This window comes from Pleomorphomonas koreensis DSM 23070 (assembly GCF_000425185.1).
Lineage (GTDB): Bacteria > Pseudomonadota > Alphaproteobacteria > Rhizobiales > Pleomorphomonadaceae > Pleomorphomonas > Pleomorphomonas koreensis.
The window spans coordinates 75,404-94,571 of sequence record NZ_AULH01000010.1 but is presented as its reverse complement, the minus strand read 5'-3'; the positions used below and the strand labels follow the sequence as shown (position 1 = coordinate 94,571).

The following is a 19,168-nucleotide window of genomic DNA, read 5'->3' as shown; positions in this document are numbered from 1 at the left end:
ATGGGCCTGATACCCGATTTCAAGAAGATCGCCACGCGGTCGCCCTGGCTCTACCGCATCAACGCCGGCTCCTGCAACGGCTGCGACGTGGAGATGGCGACCACCGCGCTGATCCCGCGCTACGACGTCGAGCGGCTCGGCTGCCAGTATTGCGGCAGCCCCAAGCACGCCGATATCGTGCTGATCTCCGGCCCGCTGACGGTGCGCGTGAAAGACGCCGTGCTGCGCATGTTCGACGAGATCCCCGAGCCGAAGGTGACGGTGGCGGTCGGCGTCTGTCCGATCTCCGGCGGCATCTTCCGCGAGAGCTACGCCGTGCTGGCGCCGATCGACCAGTATATCCCGATCGACGTCAACGTGCCCGGCTGTCCGCCGCGGCCGCAGGCGATCATCGCCGGCGTGGCCAAGGCCATCGAAATCTGGCGCGAGCGTCTCTGAGGAAAGGCCGAAAGATGAACTTCCTGACGATTTTCGCCCGCAACCTCAGGCAGGGCCCGCAGACCGAGGCCTTCCCGCTCGGCCCGGCCTTCACGCCCGAGCGCCTGCGCGGCCGCATCGAATTCAAGGCGGAGAGCTGCGAGGGCTGCCGCATCTGCGAGCGCGTCTGCCCGGCGAACGCCATCCGCTTCGCCAAGACGCCCGATGGCATGACCTTCGACTGCTGGCACAACACCTGCGTCTTCTGCGGCAACTGCGAGTTCTACTGCCCGACCGACGCCATCCACCAGACCAACGACTGGGACCTCACCCACGTCAACGCCGACAAGTTCGAGATGGTCGAGCATGGCCTGATCCCCAACCAGAAATGCGCCGACTGCGGCGCCACGGCGCTCAACACGGCACCGGTGATCAAGAACGCCAAGCCGCCGCTCAGCGACGCCGAATACGCCGAACTGCGCGCCCGCTGCCCCAAGTGCCGCGCCAAGTATCTCAAGAACCGGAAGGTGCCGTCATGAGCCGTCTGCCTCAGGACCTGGAAGCCCGCCTCGCCGCCGCGGCCCCGGCCGGCGTCGAGTTCTCGGCGGAAACCGACAGTTACGGCGTCACCGTCGCCTGGTGCGGCCTCGCCGCCGCCGCCGACCTGTCGCCGGTCGCCGCGCTGCTGAAGGACCTCGGCGCCCGCCTGTCGATGATCACCTGCACCATGCCTTCCGCCCCCGAGGAGGAGGAGGAAGACGAGGACGACGACGATAGCGAGGACGGCGAGGAGAAGGCCGAGGCGGCGCCGAAAGAGACGCCGAAGTCGTTCGGCGGCACGCCGCTCGACGGCACCTCCTACGAGATCGACTATCACTTCGACATCGCCGGCGACGCGCTCACCGTCATCGCCTACGTGCCGCAGGGCGGCGGCATCCCGTCGCTGACGCCGCTGTTCCGCAACGCCGACTGGCACGAGCGCGAGATGATGGAACTCTACGCCGTCGCCGTGACCGGACACCCCGATCCGCGCCGCCTGTTCCTCGACGCTTCCGTCGACGGCGCCGTCCTCGAACGGCTGGTTCCGTTCTCGACGCTGGTCAACGCCGCCAGCACCAAGGGGCTGTGGGAACGGCTCCTCGCCGGAAAGAAGGGTGCAGCATGAGCACGCACAACGTCCCCGAGACCTTCAGCATCCCCGTCGGCCCGCTGCACGTGGCCCTCGAGGAGCCGATGTACTTCAAGATCGACGTGCAGGGCGAAACCGTCAGCCACGTCGACATCAACGCCGGCCACGCCCACCGCGGCATCGAGTACCTGACCACCAAGCGCTCGATGTACCAGAACGTGGTGCTGACCGAGCGCATCTGCTCGCTGTGCTCCAACAGCCACCCGCAGACCTTCGCCATGGCGGCCGAGAAGATCGCCGGCATCGAGGTGCCCGAGCGCGGCATCTATCTGCGCACCGTCGCCGACGAGATGAAGCGCATCACCTCGCATCTGTTCAACGTCGCCCTCCTGGTGCACCTGGTCGGCTACGAGACCTATTTCATGCACATGATGCAGGTGCGCGAGATCGGCCAGGACATGCTGGAATCGATCTTCGGCAACCGCCAGGACATCGGCGCCATGTGCATCGGCGGCGTCCGCTACGACCTCGACGACAAGTCGATCGCCTACATCAAGGGCGCCCTCGCCAAGATCGAGGTCGAGGTCCAGGACTTCATCAAGACCTTCAAGACCAATGGCGCCATCCTCCGCCGCACCAAGGGCGTGGGCGTGCTCACCCACGCCGACGCCATCACCTGCGGCGTCGTCGGCCCGGTGGCCCGCGCTTCCGGCGTCGACTACGACGTGCGCCGCGAGGCGCCCTATGCCGCCTACGACCGGCTGCCGCTGGTGGTGCACGGCGCCACCGACGGCGACGTCTGGTCGCGCGCCATGGTCCGCCTGGAAGAGATCCTGACGTCGATCGACCTGTTGCGCGTCTGCCTGCGCGACCTGCCGGGCGGCCCGGTCAACATCAACGACCGGCCCGACATCCCGCCGGGCCAGGCGGTGACCCGCAGCGAGGCGCCGCGCGGCGAGGTGATCTACTACCTGCGCACCAACGACACGCCGCAGCCCGAGCGCGTCAAGTGGCGCGTGCCGACCTTCATGAACTGGGACGGCCTGCGCTTCATGCTGCAGGATGCCAAGGTCGCGGACATCGCCATGATCGTCAACAGCATCGACCCCTGCCTCTCCTGCACGGAGCGCTAAAGGTCCATCCGGAAAGTTGCAGACTTTCCGGATCGGGCGAAACCGCCAACACTTGAGCCGAGAGCAAGGGCGCCAACCGCTTGCTCCGGCGACCCGAGACCGGGGCCGCAACAAGAAACGGACACGCGGCTCCGTTGACAACCAAGAGGAGTGACACCCATGGCCTATATGATCGACAACGAAACCTGCACCTCCTGCGGCGCCTGCGAAGACGAGTGCCCCAACAAGGCGATCACCCACAAGGGCAAGGTCTACTCGATCAACGCCAAGAAGTGCACCGAGTGCGAGGGCCACTTCGACACGCAGCAGTGCGCCGAAGTCTGCCCGTCGGGCTCGTGCATGCCGGCCGCCGCCTGAGGCAGCATTGCGGACGGCGCCGTCGCGATCGGCGCCTGTCCGACCGGAACGAGGGGAGCGGATGCCCGCGGGCGCCGCTCCCTTTCTTTTTGTGCCGGCGGCCGAGGCCATCGGAGCGGCCTCGGCCGCCCGGTCAGCACTGCCGCGACCATCACGACATCGATAATCCTGCTGTCACCCGGCACTGTGCAAAAAACAGGAGTTTTACCCTCCTCCAACGGGAAAGATGCACAGCGCAGCGCCGCCACGCTTTTCAGTGCGTCACCGCATAGGGGATTCTACACGTCGGGAAAACGGCGGGAACCCGCCACTCGGATACGATTTTGCAGTCTGCATACGGCCGGACCGTGAAAACTCAAACGGTTAACCGAAAGATTCTGCATTTTCGACGCTATCCGCCCCGGATCCTCGCAGCGTCTCTCTGCAAAAATTGCACAATAATCGACAGCCAATGCTTAGCAAGCGCCGACCCGCCATGCGAGCATCAGTCATCGGGCGAGCCAAGGGAGAACACATCAGTGTAGGACGCCGCCCGGATCGGTCGCATACCTGTCCCGCGAGGAAACTCCAAGACTATCGACCGATACAGCAAGTTCATGGAGAGAGAAAATGAATAGGTTCTTGGGCGCTGCGCTTGCCGCGGCAATGATGACGTTTGGCCTTTCTTCGACCGCGGGTGCCGAGGGAGCCCTGAAGATCGGCTTTGCCAACCGTACACTCAACGGCGCCTTCTTCGTCGGCCTGACCGAATACATGAAGCTCAATGCCGAGAAGGCTGGCTATGAGCTGATCACCACCGACGCCGCCGGCAACATGGACAAACAGGTCTCCGACGTCGAGGACATGCTGTCGCAGAACATCGACTATCTCGTCCTCAACCCGCAGGACCCGGCGGCCGGCGTCAAGATCACCGAAATGGCTGCCAAGAAGGGCATCCCGGTCATCGACCTCGACAGCGACATCTCGCTCGACGCGCCGGTCATCACCCGCGTCATGGCCAACAATGCCGCCAACAACCGGCTGATCGGCGATTTCGCCGTCAAGCAGTTCGGCAACAACCCGATCAACGCGGTGATCATCTCCGGCAACCAGGGCAACCTGGTCGGCGAGGCGCGGCGTGACAACTTCATCGCCGGCGTCATGGAAGCCCAGATGCGCGACTACGGCGCCACCAGCTTCACCGTGCTGTCCCAGACCTGGGGCAACTGGGACCAGCAGGGCGGCCTGAAGGCCATGGAAGACGCGCTGGTCGCCCAGGGCGACAAGATCAACATGGTCTATTCGGAGATGGACGACATGGCGCTCGGCGCCATCCGCGCCCTCAAGGCGGCCGGCAAGCTGGAGAACGTCAAGGTGTTCGCCCATGACGGCTACAAGTTCTCCCTCGACGCCATCAAGCGTGGCGACCAGCAGGCGACCGCTTCCAACAATCCGAAGCTGCTCACCGAGAAGGTGTTCGAGGTGATCAAGGCCCATCATGAGGGCAAGCGCACCTTCAACAACTACGAGTACATCAAGCCGCTGCTGATCACCAAGGACAACGTGGCCGATTATTACGACCCCGAGTCGCTCTTCTGATCAGGGACCGGGTGGGCAGGCGATCCTGCCCACCCAAATCCACGTGACGAACGACGGGAGGGTCGTTTCCATGCATAGTCCAGCCATCGTCATCGAGGGCGTGAAGAAGCACTTCGGCGGCGTCCGGGCGCTGTCCGACTTCAACCTGAAAGTCGAGAAGGGCACCATCCACGCGATCGTCGGCGAGAACGGCGCCGGCAAGTCGACGCTGATGAAGATCCTGTCCGGCATCTACACCCGCGACGCCGGCCGCATCCTGCTCGACGGCGAGGAAGTCCACTTCGAGACGCCGCAGCAGAGCCGCGAAAAGGGCGTCGGCATCGTCCACCAGGAGCTGGCGCTGTCGCCGGACCTCTCCGTGGCCGAGAACATCTTCCTCGACGACCTCGGCCGCGGCCGGCCGCTGGTCGACTGGAAGGCGATCAACGCCCGTGCCGGCGAGCTGCTGAAATCCTTCGGCTTTCCGATCGATCCGCGCCGCCGCACCGGCGACCTCACCGTCGCCTACCAGCAGATGGTCGAGATCACCAAGTCGCTGGCCCGCGACGTCAACATCCTGATCCTCGACGAGCCGACCGCCGTGCTGACGACGCCGGAGATCGACCTTCTGTTCGACAATCTCCGCCGCCTCAAGGCCAAGGGCGTCACCATCCTCTACATCTCGCACCGGCTTGAGGAGATCTTCCGCATCGCCGACGGCATCACCGTGGTGAAGGACGGCGTCACCGTCTGCGACCTCGATCCCGCTACCTGCAGCGAGAACGACATCATCACCGCCATGGTCGGCCGCGAGCTGAAGTCGCTGTTCCCCGAGAAGCTGCCGCCGCAGGGCGAGCCGTTGTTCGAGATCCGCCGCCTCACCCGCCGCGGCGTCATCGAGGACATCGACCTCGTCGTCCGCAAGGGCGAGATCGTCGGCCTCGCCGGCCTGATCGGCTCCGGCCGCACCGAGATCGCCGAATGCATCTTCGGCCTCGCCCGCTACCAGCAGGGCGAGATGATCAAGAACGGCCGCAAGGTGTCGGTCGCCCATCCGGCCGACGCGGTGGCCCAGGGCATCGGCCTGGTGCCGGAGAATCGCAAGGAGCAGGGCGCCGTGCTGCCCATGGGCATCGACGCCAACATGACCATGTCGCGGCTCGGCGGCGTATCGCGCTTCGGCGTCATCCGCCACGGCTACGAGCAGACCCTGACGCAGAGGCTGCGCGAGCAGCTGCGCATCAAGCTCGGCAAGCTCTCCGACCCGGTGATGAGCCTGTCCGGCGGCAACCAGCAGAAGGTGGTGCTCGCCAAGTGGCTCAACGTCGGCTGCGACTTCCTGGTGTTCGACGAACCGACGCGCGGCGTCGACGTCGGCGCCAAGTCCGAGATCTACAACATCATCCATAGGCTGGCCGAGGAGGGTAAGGGCCTCCTCGTCATCTCCTCCGAACTGCCCGAGGTCATCGGCCTCTGCCATCGCGTCTACGTGATGGCCGACGGCCGCATCGCCGGCGAGCTGACGGGCGACGAACTGTCTGAGGAGCGGATCATGTCGCTCGCCATCCCCAAGCGCAGCATCCAGTGAGGGGAAAAGACATGACCAACCAGTCCCAAGGGAAGGAACCCACCATGACCGAGATCACGTCTGGCCCGGGTACGTCCGTGGCCGCGCCGGCGCCCAGATGGTCGCGCGAGCGTATCCTGTCGCTGCTGCTCGACCAGTCGACGCTCATCGTCTTCATCGCGATGCTCGTCATCGCCATGCTGCTCACCGACCGCTTCTACACCTTCGAGAACTTCACCAACATCATGCGCCAGTGCGTGCCGCTCGGCGTGGTGTCGCTCGGCCTGTTGTTCGTCATCCTGACCGGCGGCATCGACCTCTCCGTCGGCTCGCTGATGGCCATCGTCTCGGTGGTGGTGGCGCTGTCCATTCCCACCTACGGCCTGTTCGGCGCGCTGATCCTCGGCCTGTTGACCGGCACCTTCTTCGGCGCCATCTCCGGCGTGCTGGTCGCCTATTTCCGCATCGCGCCGTTCATCGCCACGCTGGCGGTGATGACCATCGCCCGCGGCGCCGGGCTGATCATCTCCAAGGGCCAGCCGGAATTCATCAACGACGACGGCTTCAACGACTTCGGCGTCGCCTCCTTCCTCGGCCTGCCGACCACCGTCTACGTGCTGCTCATCTGCTTCGCCGTGGCGCTGTTCCTCTACAAGAAGACGGTGTTCGGCCGGCTGGTGATCTCCATCGGCTCCAACGAGGTCGCCACCCGCTTCGCCGGCATCCGCGTCGAGCGCTACAAGTTCGGCGTCTACGTGATCTCCGGCTTTGCCTGCGCCGTCGCCGGCATCATCGCCTCGACCCGCACCGGCGTCGGCTCGCCCATCCTGGCCATCGGCTTCGAACTCGACGCCATCGCCGCGGTGGTGGTGGGCGGCGCCAGCCTCGCCGGCGGCCGCGGCCGGGTGTTCAACACCATCATCGGCGCGCTGATCCTGTCGGTGATCTCCAACGTCATGAACCTCATGAACATCCCCGGCTACCACCAGCAGGTGGTGAAGGGCATCATCATCGTCCTCGCGGTGCTGCTGGAGAGCCTGAAGCTCCGCCTGTCCTCGCGCTCCTGACGCGGTTTTTCCCTAGGTTTTCAATCATGATCAAGCTCAACAACGCCAACCTGGCGACGCTTCCCGCCGACGTCGCCCGCCCCGCCTATGACCGCAGCAAAGTCACCACCGGCATCGTCCACTTCGGCGTCGGCGGCTTCCACCGCGCCCATCAGGCGATGTATCTCGACCGGCTGATGAACAGGGGCGAGGCGCTCGACTGGGGCATCACCGGCGTCGGCGTCATGCCGTCCGACCAGCGCATGCGCGATGCGCTGAACGGCCAGGACGGCCTCTACACGCTGATGGTCAAGCACCCGGACGGCCATTACGAGGCGTCGGTGATCGGCTCGATCATCGACGTCCTCTATGCCCCCGACGATCCGGAGGCGGTGATCGAGCTGATGGCGGCGCCGTCGACCCGCATCGTGTCGCTGACCATCACCGAGGGCGGCTACAACTTCCACCACGTCACCGGCGAGTTCGACCTCGGCAATGCCGACGTCGTCCACGATCTGGCGCCCGGCGCCGCGCCGAAGACAGTGTTCGGCCTGGTCACCGAGGCGCTGCGCCGCCGCCGCGCCCGCTCGATCGCCCCGTTCACGGTGATGAGCTGCGACAACATCCAGAGCAACGGCGACGTCGCCAAGAAGATGTTCTGCGCCTATGCCTCAGCCAAGGACGTCGATCTCGGCGACTTCATCGCCAGCCACGTCGCCTTCCCCAACGCCATGGTCGATCGCATCACGCCGGTCACCACCAAGGAGGACATCGCCGAGGTGGCCCGTCGCTTCGGCATCGACGACGCCTGGCCGGTGGTCTGCGAGCCGTTCACCCAGTGGGTGATCGAGGATCACTTCCCGCTGGGACGGCCGGCCTTCGAGAAGGTCGGCGCGCAGATGGTCGCCGACGTGGTGCCCTACGAGCTGATGAAGCTGCGCCTGCTCAACGCCAGCCATCAGGCGCTGACTTACCTCGGCTATCTCGCCGGCTACCGTTATGCCCACGAGGTGACCGGCAACCCGCTGTTCGCCAAGTTCCTCCTCGACTACATGACGCTGGAAGGCACGCCGACGCTGTCGCCGGTGCCGGGCGTCGATCTCGACGACTACCGCCGCACGCTGATCGCCCGCTTCTCCAATCCGGAAGTGCGCGACACGCTGGCCCGCCTCTGCGCCGAAAGCTCCGACCGCATCCCTAAGTGGCTGCTGCCGGTGATCCGCGCCCAGCTCAAGACCGGCGGCGACATCTCCCGCTCGGCGGCGGTGGTGGCGAGCTGGGCCCGCTATGCCGAGGGCAAGGACGAGGAGGGCCGGCCGATCGAGGTGGTCGACCGCCTGAAGGACAAGCTGATGGCCATCGCCGCCCACAACCGCGACAACCCCACTGCCTTCATCGAGAACCGCGAGCTGTTCGGCGATCTCGCCGACGAACCGCGCTTCGTCGACGCCTACCGGGAGGCTCTCGCCTCGCTCCATTCGGCAGGAGCGCTGGAAACCGTTCGTCGCTACTGCTGAAGCGCCGGCGGACGGGCAAGGGCCTCCCCCTTTGCCCCGTCCGCCGGCCACCCGGTCTCTCCGGAGGAAGACCCCCATGTTTCTCGGAATTGATTGCGGCACCCAGGGCACCAAGGCGTTGATCGTCGACGCCGCCGGCCGCACGCTCGGCCTCGGCCACGCTGCCCACGACCTCATCGAGCGGGGAAACGGCGCCCGCGAGCAGGACCCCGCCTGGTGGGTGGCGGCGATGACCGCCGCCGTGCGCGCTGCCGTCGCCGACGCCGGCATCGACGGCCGCGACATCGTCGCCCTCGGCGTCTCCGGCCAGCAGCACGGCCTCGTGGTGCTCGACGAGGCCGGTGCGCCGATCCGGCCGGCCAAGCTCTGGAACGACACCGAGACGGCGCCGCAGAACGAGGCGCTGATCGCCGGCCTCGGCGGTCCGGCCGCCTGGTTCGACCGGCTCGGCATCGTGCCGCGCACCGGCTACACCATCTCCAAACTGTTGTGGCTGAAGGAAAAGGAGCCGGACAACTTCCGCCGCATCCGCCACATCCTGCTGCCGCACGACTATCTCAACTACTGGCTGACCGGCCGGGCGGTGGCCGAATACGGCGACGCCTCGGGCACCGGCTTCTTCGACATCCGCGAGCGCGCCTGGGCGACGGCGCCGCTCGACCTGATCGACGGCGGCAGCGGCCTGCTCGCCGCCGCGCTGCCCGAGCTGATCGCCCCCGACGCCGTGGTCGGCCGCCTGACGGCCGCCGCCGCCGAAGCGCTCGGCCTCTCGACGCGCTGCCTGGTGTCGGCCGGCGGCGGCGACAACATGATGGGCGCCATCGGCACCGGCAACGTCCGGTCCGGCGTGGTCACCATCAGCCTGGGCACCTCGGCCACCGCCTATTGCTACGCCGACCAGCCGGTCACCGACGCCGACGGCTGGGTGGCGCCCTTCTGCTCGTCGAACGGCGGCTGGCTGCCGCTGATCTGCACCATGAACGCCACCAACGTCACCGGCCGCATGGTCTCGGCGTTCGGCCGCGACATCGGCTTCCTCACCGAAGCGCTCGATGCCACGGAGCCGGGGGCCGGCGGCCTGACGCTCCTGCCCTTCCTCAACGGCGAGCGCACCCCCGACCTGCCGACCGCGACCGGCAGCCTCGTCGGCCTCCGCAGCGACAACCTGACGCCGGAGAACATGGTGCGGGCGATGGTCGAGGGCGTCAGCTTCGGGGTGACCGGCGCCATGCGCCGCATCCTCGGCAACCGCGATCCCGACCGCATCTTTCTGATCGGCGGCGGCGCCCGCAGCGCCGCCTGGCGGCAGCTGGTCGCCGACGCCTCCGGCGCCGAGATCGTCGTGCCGGCCGGCGAGGAGGCGGGCTGCCTCGGCGGCGCGCTTCAGGCGATGTGGGCGGCCGGGCGCGAGGCCGGCACGCCCGAGCCGCTGCCGGCGATCGCCGAGCGCTGCATCGCGCTCGACGCGGACAAGACCGCCCGGCCCGATCCGGCCCGGCGGGCCGCCTACGACGACGCCTTCGGCCGCTACGCCGATGCCCTCCAGCGCATCTACGACGTCAGGGCCTGAAACGTCCGGCCGGTGCCCGATCGTTCCTCCAGCGAGCGGGTATCGGCCGAGGAGGCCGGCCGGGGGGCGCCATCCGCGCCGCCGGCCGCCGCCGACAACGGCACCCCCGGTTCGAGCCGCCAGGTCAGGCCGCGCTGATGGCGGAAGTCGCTGGGCGACACGCCGATGAAGCGGGTGAAGTTGCGATTGAAGGTGGACAGCACGTCGTAGCCGATGTCGTAGCAGATCGAGGTGATCGGCACCTGCGTTTCCATCAGCAGCTGGCAGGCTTTGTAGATCCTGAGACGGTTGATGTATTCGAGGCAGGAGCAGCTGAGGTTCTTCTCGAAGAAGCGCGAGAAGGTGGACAGCGGCATGCCCTCCCGCTCGGCGATCATGCCGCAGGTCAGGTCGGGGCGGTTGTAGTTCTCGGCAATGAATTGCAGCACCGAATTGAGGCGAGCCGAACGCGGCCCGAGATCGGCCGGCAGACCGGGGCAAAGCAGCCGCCGGCCCTTGTCGGCGACCAGCGCGCTGAACACGGTGAAGAACAGCGCCAGCTTCTCCGGACCTTCGGCGGTGGTCAGGCGGCAGAGCGGCTCCGCCACTTCGGCCGACACGGCGGCCGAGAATTCGATGCCGGCGTGCGATTGCTCGAACAGTTCGCCGAACGGCGCCGCGTCGGCGAACACCTGCAAACAGCGATCGGCAAAGGTGCCGGAGAATTGCAGGGCCATGTCGCGGTCGTGGATGAACAGCCGGTCGTCGCGCTCGCTGAAGGAATTGTCCGACACCCACATATGCGGCATGTTCGGCCCCATCAGCACCAGATTGTCCGGCTCGAAGCGGCCGGCGTAGGTGCCGACGAAGAACGAGCCGGAGCTGCGCTTGATGAGATGCAGCTCGTATTCGGGATGATAGTGCCAGCCGGTGTAGGAATAGGGATAGTCGTGCGAGAAGGCGAGGAAGCCGCGGTCGAGCGGCGCCACGATCACCTCGCGGATCAGGTCCTTCATGACGGCGCTCTGCATCCTGCCCTCCCCGGACCGGCCGCCTCCCGCGCGCCGGCCGCAACGTCCATGGCGGACCGCCCCGCCCCTCTCCGATGCCGCTTGTCGGACGCATCCTAAGGAACAGGGGCGGCTGTTGTCCACGCCCTAGGTATTCGATCGGGGGCTATCGGGGCGTGATGGCATCGAGGAAGGCGGTCAACTCGTCCGCGCCATCCTCCGGCTCCGAGCCGACCATGACGGCGACGGCAAAGGCGATGGCCGAGGAGGTCTCGGTGTGGGTCGTCGCGCCAGCCCTGAGGTTCATCACCAGCGTCGGGCAGAGGAAGAGGGCGAGGCGGATCACCTCGCGCCAGTCGTCCGGCAACAGGCCGCGCGCCGCAAGCGCGACGATGAGCGGCTTCCAGACAAGCTCCGCCTTGGCGGCGAGCAGCGCTCGCCGCGCCGGCGTCAGCGACCAGTCGGTGTCGATGGCGAGGACGCCATCGCCAAGCCGGGCCGACGCCGTGAACCGCCGCGTCGCCTCGGTCGGATCGTAGAGCCAGAGCGGATGGGCGAACACGTTGTGGAAGGTGGCCTTCACCTCGGCGAGCAGCGCCGGCACATGCGCGCCGGCGAAGGCCGGATCGTAGAAGCTGAGCGCCGGCCCGCCCGCGCCCCGGCCGTACCAGACGTTGGCGTTGTGGGCGTCGCCATGCGCCACCACGCCGCCGGCCGCTGCGAGGCGGTCCGGCCTGAGGCGCGCGCCGGCCGCCGCGAACAGGTCGCCGATCGTCCGCCGGTAGGCCCGGCCGTTGATCACGAGGCGCCAGCTGGCAAAATCCTCCCAGGCGAGTTCGACGCCCGGAAGGCGCACCGTCTTGCCAAGATAGAAACCGGCCAGACGGCCGCCGGGGAAGCGCCGGCCGGGCATGTCAACGAGCCGGTCGTGGAACAGCCGGTGGATCGGCTCGGCCGCCGCCTCGGCGACGCTGATCGGATGCAGGCTGTCGAGATAGACGCGCGCCACGTCGGCATCGAGGCCGCGCTCGGCGGCGACCGCATCCGACTCGCCGGCCGTGTCACGTCGCCCATCAAGCGCGGCGATATCGAGTGCCCGGAGCACGTCGGAAAAACGAGGATCGGCGCGGCGACGGTAGACCAATACCTGCTCGCCCGGCAGGTTGGAGACGAACACCGGCATGTCCACGGGCAGGCCGGCGCGGGCGAGTATGTCGGCGCGATAATATTCGCCGGTCATCGCCTCCTCGCCGTCCTCCTGGTGGAACTTGAAGAAATAGTCGGCGCCGCCGGCCGAGAAGAAGCCGTTCAGCGAGTTGAGACTGTACTGGTCGCGGTTGATGGCGACGCCCTCGGCCGACAGATCGAACAGGTCGGCAAACAGCGCCGCGAGCGCAGCAGCTGCCGCCGGCTCGTCGCTGGCGGCGAGACGCCGGATTTCGGCGGTGCGGCTCGTCGCGCTCATGGCCGGATGATCGTCTTGAGGCCGGCCGATTGTCCGGCGATCAACCGCGCATAGGCGGCCGGCACGTCGTCGAGTCCGATGGTCTCGTCGGCGAGCGCCAGCAGCTTGCCCTCCAGCGCCGGCAGCAGCGCCACCGCCTCGGGCAACTCGTCGATGAAGGCATGGCAACCGACCAGCGCGATCTCCCGCTCGACCAGCCGCGCCGGATCGACGGCGAGGCCGCCGTGGCCGATGCCGACCAGCGCCAGCGTGCCGCCGGGCGACAGGAGATCGAGCAGCGTGCCGATCACGCCGGGATTGCCGGTGGCGTCGAGCGCCGCGAGCAGCGGCATTCCCCCGACGGCATCGGCCGTCAGTTCGACGACGCGGGCGCCGGTCACCTCCGCCACTCTCGCCGTTCGCGCCGCATTGCGGTCGGCAACGAGGATCGGCCCGTCATGCCGTTCCGAAAGCAGCAGCGCCGCAAGGCCGCCGATCGGCCCGCAACCGGCGATCAGCACCGGCGAGCCCTTGGGCGGCGCAAGCCGGCGGACGGCGTGCAATGCCACGGCCAGCGGCTCGGCCATCGCCAGCGCCGCCGCATCGACGCCGGCCGGCGCCCTGACCAGCAGCGAGGCCGGCAGCAGCACCGCCTCGGCAAAGCCGCCGTCGCAGACCTCGCCGACGAAGCCGAGCCTTTCGCAGACATTCGGCCGGCCGCCCTTGCAGGCGGCGCAGGCGCCGCAGGTCACCCGCGAATCGGCCACCACCCTGTCGCCCGCCTCAAGATCGGAGACGCCCTCGCCCACCGCCGCCACCGTGCCGGCGAACTCGTGGCCGGCCACCGACGGCGACCGGACGATCCAGGCGCCGGTACGAAAATTGTGGAGGTCGGAGCCGCAGATGCCGGCCGCCGACACCCGCACCAGCGCCTCGCCGGCTCCGGGCGCAGCCGGGGCCGGAATGTCCTCGACGCGGAGGTCGCCGGCGGCATAAAGGCGGACGGCCTTCATCGTTCAGCCCTTCAGATAAGCGTCGCGCACCGCCGACACCGCGTTCTCGTGGGAGGAGAAGCCCTCGTAGCGGGCGAGCACGCGGGCGGTATGCGCCAGCTCGGGATAGGCGCCGGCCGTCACATAACCAATCGACGAGCGCTTGACGAAATCGTGCACCGACAGCGGCCCCCAGGTGCGTGCCCAGCGGCTGGTCGGCAGCACGGCGTTGGGGCCGAGGCCGAAGTTGGCGATCGACACCGGTGTGTACGGACCCATCAGGATTTCCGCCGCCTCGGTGATCTTGCCGAGATGGGCATAGGGGTCGGTGGAGAGGATTTCCAGGTGCTCCGGCGCGTAGGCGTTGACGAAGGCGTGGCTCTCCTCGACCGACGAGGTCAGGATGATGCCGCCGAAGGCGCCGCCGAGCACCTTTTGGGAGAACTCCACCCGCTGCGGCGTCATCCGCGCCCAGTGCTCGGGCAGCGCGGCCAGCGCCTCCTCGGCGACGCGGCGCGAATGGGTGACGATATAGGCCGAACTGTCAGGCCCGTGCTCGGCCTCGATCAGCACGTCGAGGGCGGCGAGGCCACCGTGCACGGTATCGTCGGCGAAGATGATCGCCTCGGACGGCCCGGCCGGCAGGCCGGCGTCGATGACGCCGGAGAGAAGGCGCTTGGCCGCCACCACCCACGGGCTGCCGGGGCCGACGATCTTCAATGCCGGCTGCACCGTCTCGGTGCCGTAGGCGACGGCGGCCACTGCCTGCGCGCCGCCCACCTTGTAGACGGTCTCGACGCCGGCAAGCCGCGCCGCAACCAGCGTCGCCGCATCGACCGAACCGTCCGGCGTCGGCGGCGTGACGATGGCCAGCTCCGGCACGTCGGCGACGACGGCTGGCACCGCCGTCATCATGGTCACCGACGGGAAGGCGCCCTTGCCGCGCGGAATGTAAAGCGCCACCGAGCGGATCGGCGTCACCCGGTCGCCGGCGAAGGCGCCGGGCCGGATCTCCTTCAGCCACATCGCCTCCGGCTTCTGCTCCTCATGAAAGCGGCGGATGTTGTCGATGCCGTAGCGGACTGCCTCGATCACCTCCGGCTCGACGGCCTTGAAGGCGGCATCGAACTCGGCCTCGGTCGCCTTCAGCGCGCCGGGCTTGACATCGGCCTTGTCGAGGTCGCGGGCAAAGCGATGGAGCGCGGCGTCGCCTTCCGTCTTCACCGCCGCGATGATCGGCTCGACCTTTTCGAGGAAGAAGGTGAGGTCGGTTTCCGAACGCTTGAGCAGCGCGGCGCGGCCCGCCGCATCGAGCTTGGCATAGTCGTGAAAGGAAACGTCGGTCATGTCAGCAGTCCTCGGGCTGGCGTTTTTCACGCCCTCATTTCGATTTCAGGAAAATGTCCAGCCCGACCAGCCGGTCGAGCAGCGCGATGGCGGCGGCGGCGACGGCGATGAACACCACGGAGATGGCGGCGAGGTCGGGCGTGATGATCGAGCGGATGGAATTGTAGATCTGCACCGGCAGCGTGACGATGCGCGCGTCGACGAGCAGCAGCGACACCAGGAACTCGTTGAGCGCCAGGATGAACATCAGCAGCGCGCCGGTGATGATGCCCGGCATCACCGCCGGGACGGTCACCGCGAGGAAGGTGGAGAGCGGCGGCGCACCGCAGTTGGCGGCGGCCAGCTCCAGGTCGGGGTCGAGGGCGGCGGCGCTGGCCGTCACTGCCCAGATCATGAACGGCAGGTTGATCACCGCCGCCGCGACGCCGACCGGCCAGAGCTGGCCGAGCACGCCCCAGCGGCCAAAGATCAGCATCAGGCCGATGCCCGAGCCGATCAGCGGCACGGTGAACGGCAGCAGCAGGTAGACCTGGACGCCGGCGGCGAAGCGCACCCGGTATTTGGCCAGCGCGATGCCGGCCAGCGTGCCGGTGGGGATGGCCACCGCCGTGCAGATGCTGGCGACGATCAGCGAGCGCAGGAAGGCGTCGCGCAGGTCGGTGGCGCCGGCGATCGCCGCATACCACTTCAGCGACAGGCCCTCGGGCGGAAAGGTGATCATGTTGCCGGCCGTGAAGGAGGCACCAAGCACCACCAGCGTCGGCGCCGACAGCATGATGAGCGCCGCCACGACGAAGGTCCAGAGCGTCACGGCCTTGGAGCGGTCGCCCTTCATGGCTTCCTCCCCATGGCCAGCGTGCCGGCCCCGAACAGCGCGAACACCACGCCGACCATGATCGAGCCGACGGCGACCAGGAGCAGCGCCAGCGTCGCGCCCATGCCCTGGTCGGAGGTACGGAAGAACTGGTCGTAGATGGCGTTGGCGATGAAGTCCTGCGAGCCGCCGCCGAGGATGGCCGGGATGGCAAAATCGGTCAGCGACAGCGTCAGCACGACGAGGCCGGCGCCGATGAAGCCGGGCTTGGCCATCGGCAGCACCACGTGGACGAAAGTGCGAACCCAGTTGGCGCCGAGCGAGCCGGCCGCAGATTCCATCTCCTCGGGAATGGCCGTCAGCGCCGGCGCCAGCATCAGCACGGCGAACGGCAGCATGTACTGGACGAGGCCGAACAGCACGGCCGGATAGTTGTAGAGGAGGCGGATCGGCGCCACGCCGACCAGGCCGAGCGCCTCGTTGACCATGCCCTGCGAGCCCAGGATGATCAGCCAGCCGTAGGCGCGCACCACCTGGCCGATGAAGAAGGGCAGGAACAGGGCGATCAGCAGGAATTTTCTCAAGGCCGCCGAGCGCGTCCTGACCATGACGTAGGAATAGGGAAAGGCAAGAACGAGCGTCGCGGCGGTGACGATCAGCGAGCCGATCAGGCTGCGGCTCGCCACGGTGACGAACAGCTTCTCGGTGAAGGCGCGGTGATAGTTGGCGAAGGAATAGTCGTCGGACGGCAGGAAGGTCGCCGTGTCGAGGGTGCGGAACGAGCCGTCGGCCATTTCCCAGAGGCCGAGCACCAGAAGGCCGGTCAGCACCACGGCCGGCAGCAGCATCAGCCAGGGCACCGCCGACGACAGGCGCCGCGGCCACAGGGCGGCGGCCACCGCTTCGAGGGCGTCCATCAGCCGCCAGGAGAGAGGGTAGGAAGTTCGGCGCGCGCGCATTGATAAGCCGGCTAATCTCGGAAAGGCGGCCCGCCGCCGACGGCGGCGGGCAATGACGGAAAGGGCGAGGTCAGCCCTGCATGATTTCCTTGAACTTGCCGAACCACTCGCTCTCGTGCTCGACCTCGACCTTGGAGGAGACGCGCAGCAGCCTGGCATAATCCTCGGGCTTCACCGGATAGGACGGGTCGCCGACGAGATCGGCCGGCGGCTTGAGGCCCGGCGCCACGCCCGGCAGGCCGAGGCCGTCGAGCCACACCTGCTGCGCCTCCTGGGTCAGCGCGAAGTTGACGTATTGCTTGGCCCAGTAGAGTTCGTTCTCCGGCAGGTACTTCGGCACCCAGAGGCCGTCGGTCTCGTAGGTGGCGCCCTCCTCCGGCACGGTCCAGGCGATGTCGATGCCGTTCTTCTTGGCCTCGCGGGCGTTGGAGGAGATGGTGCAGGCGACGTCGATCTCGCCCTTCTGGAACCAGGTGGTGAAATCGGGGTCCTCGCCCATCAGCGGCTCGTTGGCCTTGAGCGCGGTGAAGAAGTCCCAGGCCGGCTGCATGTTGCCGGGGATGTCCTCAAGCTTGCCGCCACCGGCGATCTCGGCCGGGAAATGCAGGCCGATGCCGTCGTTGTAGACGGCGACGCGGCCCTTGAACTTCGGGTCGGTGAGCACCTTCCACGATTTCGGCGCGCCGTCGGGGAAGGCCCCCGGCCGGTAGGCCAGCACGTAGACGTAGCCGTAGGTGTTGACGATCGGATAGCCGTCGACGCCGACCGGCTTGGCCGCCTCGCTCACCGTCTTGAGGTTGGGCAGATCCGACAGGTCCTCGGTGACGCCGCGCAGCGCCGACTTGGTGGCGTTGGTGGTGGTGTCCCAGTTGACGTGGATCGGCGGCACGCGCTTCTGCGCCGCGGCGGCCCACAGCTTGGGCTGGATCTCGTTGTCCTCGGTGAGATCGTGGCGGACGGCGATGCCGGTCAGCTTTGTGAAGGGATCGGAAACGCCGGCCTTCAGGCTGTCCACCCACGAGCCGCCCCAGGCGCGGACGATCAGTTCCCTGGGCTTGTCCGGCTCGGCGGCGAAGGCGCGGAGCGGCAGGCCGGTGAGACCGGCCGCGCCGGCAAGGCCGACGCCACGCAGGAAACGGCGACGGCTCAGATCGAAATCGGCTTTGGTCCATCCAGTCATTGTCGTTCTCCTCTGGTTTTTATGGGAAATCCCGTTCAGTCGCCGAACACCAGCACGTCTCGGGCGTTCCAGCCGACCGCCACGGCGGCGCCCACCTCGTGCTGGCTGTGGGCGACGGGGTCGTGGTCGAATACCCGGAGTGCCGCGCCGTCGAGGTCCGGCACCGTCACCTCGTAGACGACGCGCTCGCCCTCGAAGATGGCGTCGGTGACGGCGCCTTCGAACACGGTGTCGACGTCGCCCAGCGCCTCGCGGCCGCCGGCGATGCGGATCTGCTCGGCCCGGAGCGCGCCGCGCGCCGCCATGCCAACGAGGGGACGAAAGCCGTTGCCGGGCCGGCCGGCGAGGCCGGGACGGTCGAAGGCGATGGTGTCGCCGTCGACGGCCGTCACCATGCCGTCGATGAAATTGGTGACGCCGATGAAGTTGGCGACGAAGGCGTTGCTCGGCTGACGGTAGGTGGCTTCCGGCCGCGCCTTCTGCTGGATGCGGCCGTGGTCCATGACGATGATCTCGTCGGACACCACCAGCGCCTCGCGCTGATCATGGGTGACGTTGATGGTGGTGACGTCGAGTTCGCGCTGGATGCGGCGGAATTCGAGCTGCATCTCCTCGCGGAGCTTGCGGTCGAGCGCCGCCAGCGGCTCGTCGAGCAGCAAGAGGTCCGGCTCGAACACCAGGGCGCGGGCGATGGCGACGCGCTGCTGCTGGCCGCCGCTGAGTTCGTGGATGCGGCGGTCGCCGAGCTTGCCGAGCTTGACGAGGTCGAGATAGCGCTGGACGCGGTCCGGGATGGTGCGGGCGTCGAAGCGGCGCATCCGCAGGGGAAAGGCGACGTTCTCGGCCGCCGTCATGTGCGGGAACAGGGCGAGCTTCTGGAACACCATGCCGATCGACCGCCGGTGCGGCGGCACCGAGCCAACGGCGAGGCCGTTGATGAATACCTCGCCGGAGGTCGGCTTGCCGAAGCCGGCGATCATCCTGAGCAGCGTCGTCTTGCCCGAGCCGGACGGGCCGAGGATGGTCAGGAACCGCCCCTTTTCGAGGTCGAAGGTGGCGTCGCGCACCGCATGCACGCCGTCGAACACCATGTTGACGCCGCGCACCGACACCGCGAACGGCGCATCGGTCCCCATCAATGTCGTCATCC

18 protein-coding genes are annotated in these 19,168 nt (G+C 67.7%); 10 read left to right on the top strand and 8 right to left on the bottom strand.

Annotated elements, in window-relative coordinates; all coding sequences use genetic code 11:
- The 10 genes from H512_RS0109690 to xylB all read left to right on the top strand — a co-directional run bounded on the left by H512_RS0109690 (nt 1) and on the right by xylB (nt 10,293).
- Complete coding sequence (locus H512_RS0109690; protein ID WP_026783290.1) at nt 1–438, top strand: NADH-quinone oxidoreductase subunit B family protein; 438 nt, start codon at nt 1–3, stop codon at nt 436–438.
- Between the two features lie 14 nt (nt 439–452).
- Nucleotides 453–956, top strand: coding sequence for a 4Fe-4S binding protein (locus tag H512_RS0109685; RefSeq protein ID WP_026783289.1), 504 nt, complete (start codon nt 453–455; stop codon nt 954–956).
- Entirely contained in the window at nt 953–1,582 is a 630-nt protein-coding gene (locus tag H512_RS25760) for an NADH-quinone oxidoreductase subunit C (RefSeq protein ID WP_053239726.1), read from the top strand. The genes H512_RS0109685 and H512_RS25760 overlap by 4 nt, the downstream gene beginning before the upstream one ends.
- A complete protein-coding gene (locus tag H512_RS0109675; RefSeq protein ID WP_026783288.1) occupies nt 1,579–2,679 on the top strand; it encodes a hydrogenase large subunit in 1,101 nt (366 codons plus the stop codon). The genes H512_RS25760 and H512_RS0109675 overlap by 4 nt, the downstream gene beginning before the upstream one ends.
- 159 nt (nt 2,680–2,838) lie before the next feature.
- Nucleotides 2,839–3,036 carry a 4Fe-4S dicluster domain-containing protein gene (locus H512_RS0109670; protein ID WP_026783287.1) on the top strand — a complete coding sequence of 66 codons (198 nt, stop codon included), beginning with the start codon at nt 2,839–2,841 and terminating at the stop codon, nt 3,034–3,036.
- Between the two features lie 609 nt (nt 3,037–3,645).
- On the top strand, nt 3,646–4,614 hold the full coding sequence (locus tag H512_RS0109665; protein ID WP_084798400.1) for a substrate-binding domain-containing protein: 969 nt from the start codon (nt 3,646–3,648) through the stop codon (nt 4,612–4,614).
- 70 nt (nt 4,615–4,684) lie between these two features.
- Entirely contained in the window at nt 4,685–6,181 is a 1,497-nt protein-coding gene (locus tag H512_RS0109660; protein ID WP_026783285.1) for a sugar ABC transporter ATP-binding protein, read from the top strand.
- Between the two features lie 44 nt (nt 6,182–6,225).
- Nucleotides 6,226–7,227, top strand: coding sequence for an ABC transporter permease (locus H512_RS0109655; protein ID WP_084798406.1), 1,002 nt, complete (start codon nt 6,226–6,228; stop codon nt 7,225–7,227).
- Between the two features lie 26 nt (nt 7,228–7,253).
- Entirely contained in the window at nt 7,254–8,723 is a 1,470-nt protein-coding gene (locus H512_RS0109650; RefSeq protein ID WP_026783283.1) for a mannitol dehydrogenase family protein, read from the top strand.
- A 76-nt stretch (nt 8,724–8,799) separates the two neighbouring features.
- Complete coding sequence (xylB, locus tag H512_RS0109645) at nt 8,800–10,293, top strand: xylulokinase (protein WP_026783282.1); 1,494 nt, start codon at nt 8,800–8,802, stop codon at nt 10,291–10,293.
- Here the strand turns inward: xylB and H512_RS23330 are convergent.
- The 8 genes from H512_RS23330 to H512_RS0109605 all read right to left on the bottom strand — a co-directional run bounded on the left by H512_RS23330 (nt 10,275) and on the right by H512_RS0109605 (nt 19,154).
- On the bottom strand, nt 10,275–11,303 hold the full coding sequence (locus H512_RS23330) for an AraC family transcriptional regulator (RefSeq protein WP_053239725.1): 1,029 nt from the start codon (nt 11,301–11,303) through the stop codon (nt 10,275–10,277). The two genes, xylB and H512_RS23330, sit on opposite strands and share 19 nt — an antisense overlap.
- Before the next feature lie 145 nt (nt 11,304–11,448).
- Entirely contained in the window at nt 11,449–12,747 is a 1,299-nt protein-coding gene (locus H512_RS0109635) for a hypothetical protein (protein WP_026783281.1), read from the bottom strand.
- Nucleotides 12,744–13,739 (bottom strand): zinc-dependent alcohol dehydrogenase, encoded by a 996-nt coding sequence (locus H512_RS0109630; RefSeq protein WP_026783280.1) that lies wholly within the window; start codon nt 13,737–13,739, stop codon nt 12,744–12,746. The genes H512_RS0109635 and H512_RS0109630 overlap by 4 nt, the downstream gene beginning before the upstream one ends.
- Nucleotides 13,740–13,742: 3 nt before the next feature.
- Nucleotides 13,743–15,065 carry a histidinol dehydrogenase gene (hisD, locus tag H512_RS0109625; protein WP_026783279.1) on the bottom strand — a complete coding sequence of 441 codons (1,323 nt, stop codon included), beginning with the start codon at nt 15,063–15,065 and terminating at the stop codon, nt 13,743–13,745.
- 34 nt (nt 15,066–15,099) lie between these two features.
- On the bottom strand, nt 15,100–15,900 hold the full coding sequence (locus H512_RS0109620; protein WP_026783278.1) for an ABC transporter permease: 801 nt from the start codon (nt 15,898–15,900) through the stop codon (nt 15,100–15,102).
- Nucleotides 15,897–16,838, bottom strand: coding sequence for an ABC transporter permease (locus H512_RS0109615; protein WP_026783277.1), 942 nt, complete (start codon nt 16,836–16,838; stop codon nt 15,897–15,899). Before H512_RS0109615 ends, H512_RS0109620 begins: the two co-directional genes overlap by 4 nt.
- A gap of 70 nt (nt 16,839–16,908) precedes the next feature.
- On the bottom strand, nt 16,909–18,018 hold the full coding sequence (locus H512_RS0109610; RefSeq protein ID WP_026783276.1) for an ABC transporter substrate-binding protein: 1,110 nt from the start codon (nt 18,016–18,018) through the stop codon (nt 16,909–16,911).
- A gap of 35 nt (nt 18,019–18,053) precedes the next feature.
- Nucleotides 18,054–19,154 carry an ABC transporter ATP-binding protein gene (locus tag H512_RS0109605; RefSeq protein ID WP_245585381.1) on the bottom strand — a complete coding sequence of 367 codons (1,101 nt, stop codon included), beginning with the start codon at nt 19,152–19,154 and terminating at the stop codon, nt 18,054–18,056.
- Nucleotides 19,155–19,168: the final 14 nt, after the last annotated feature.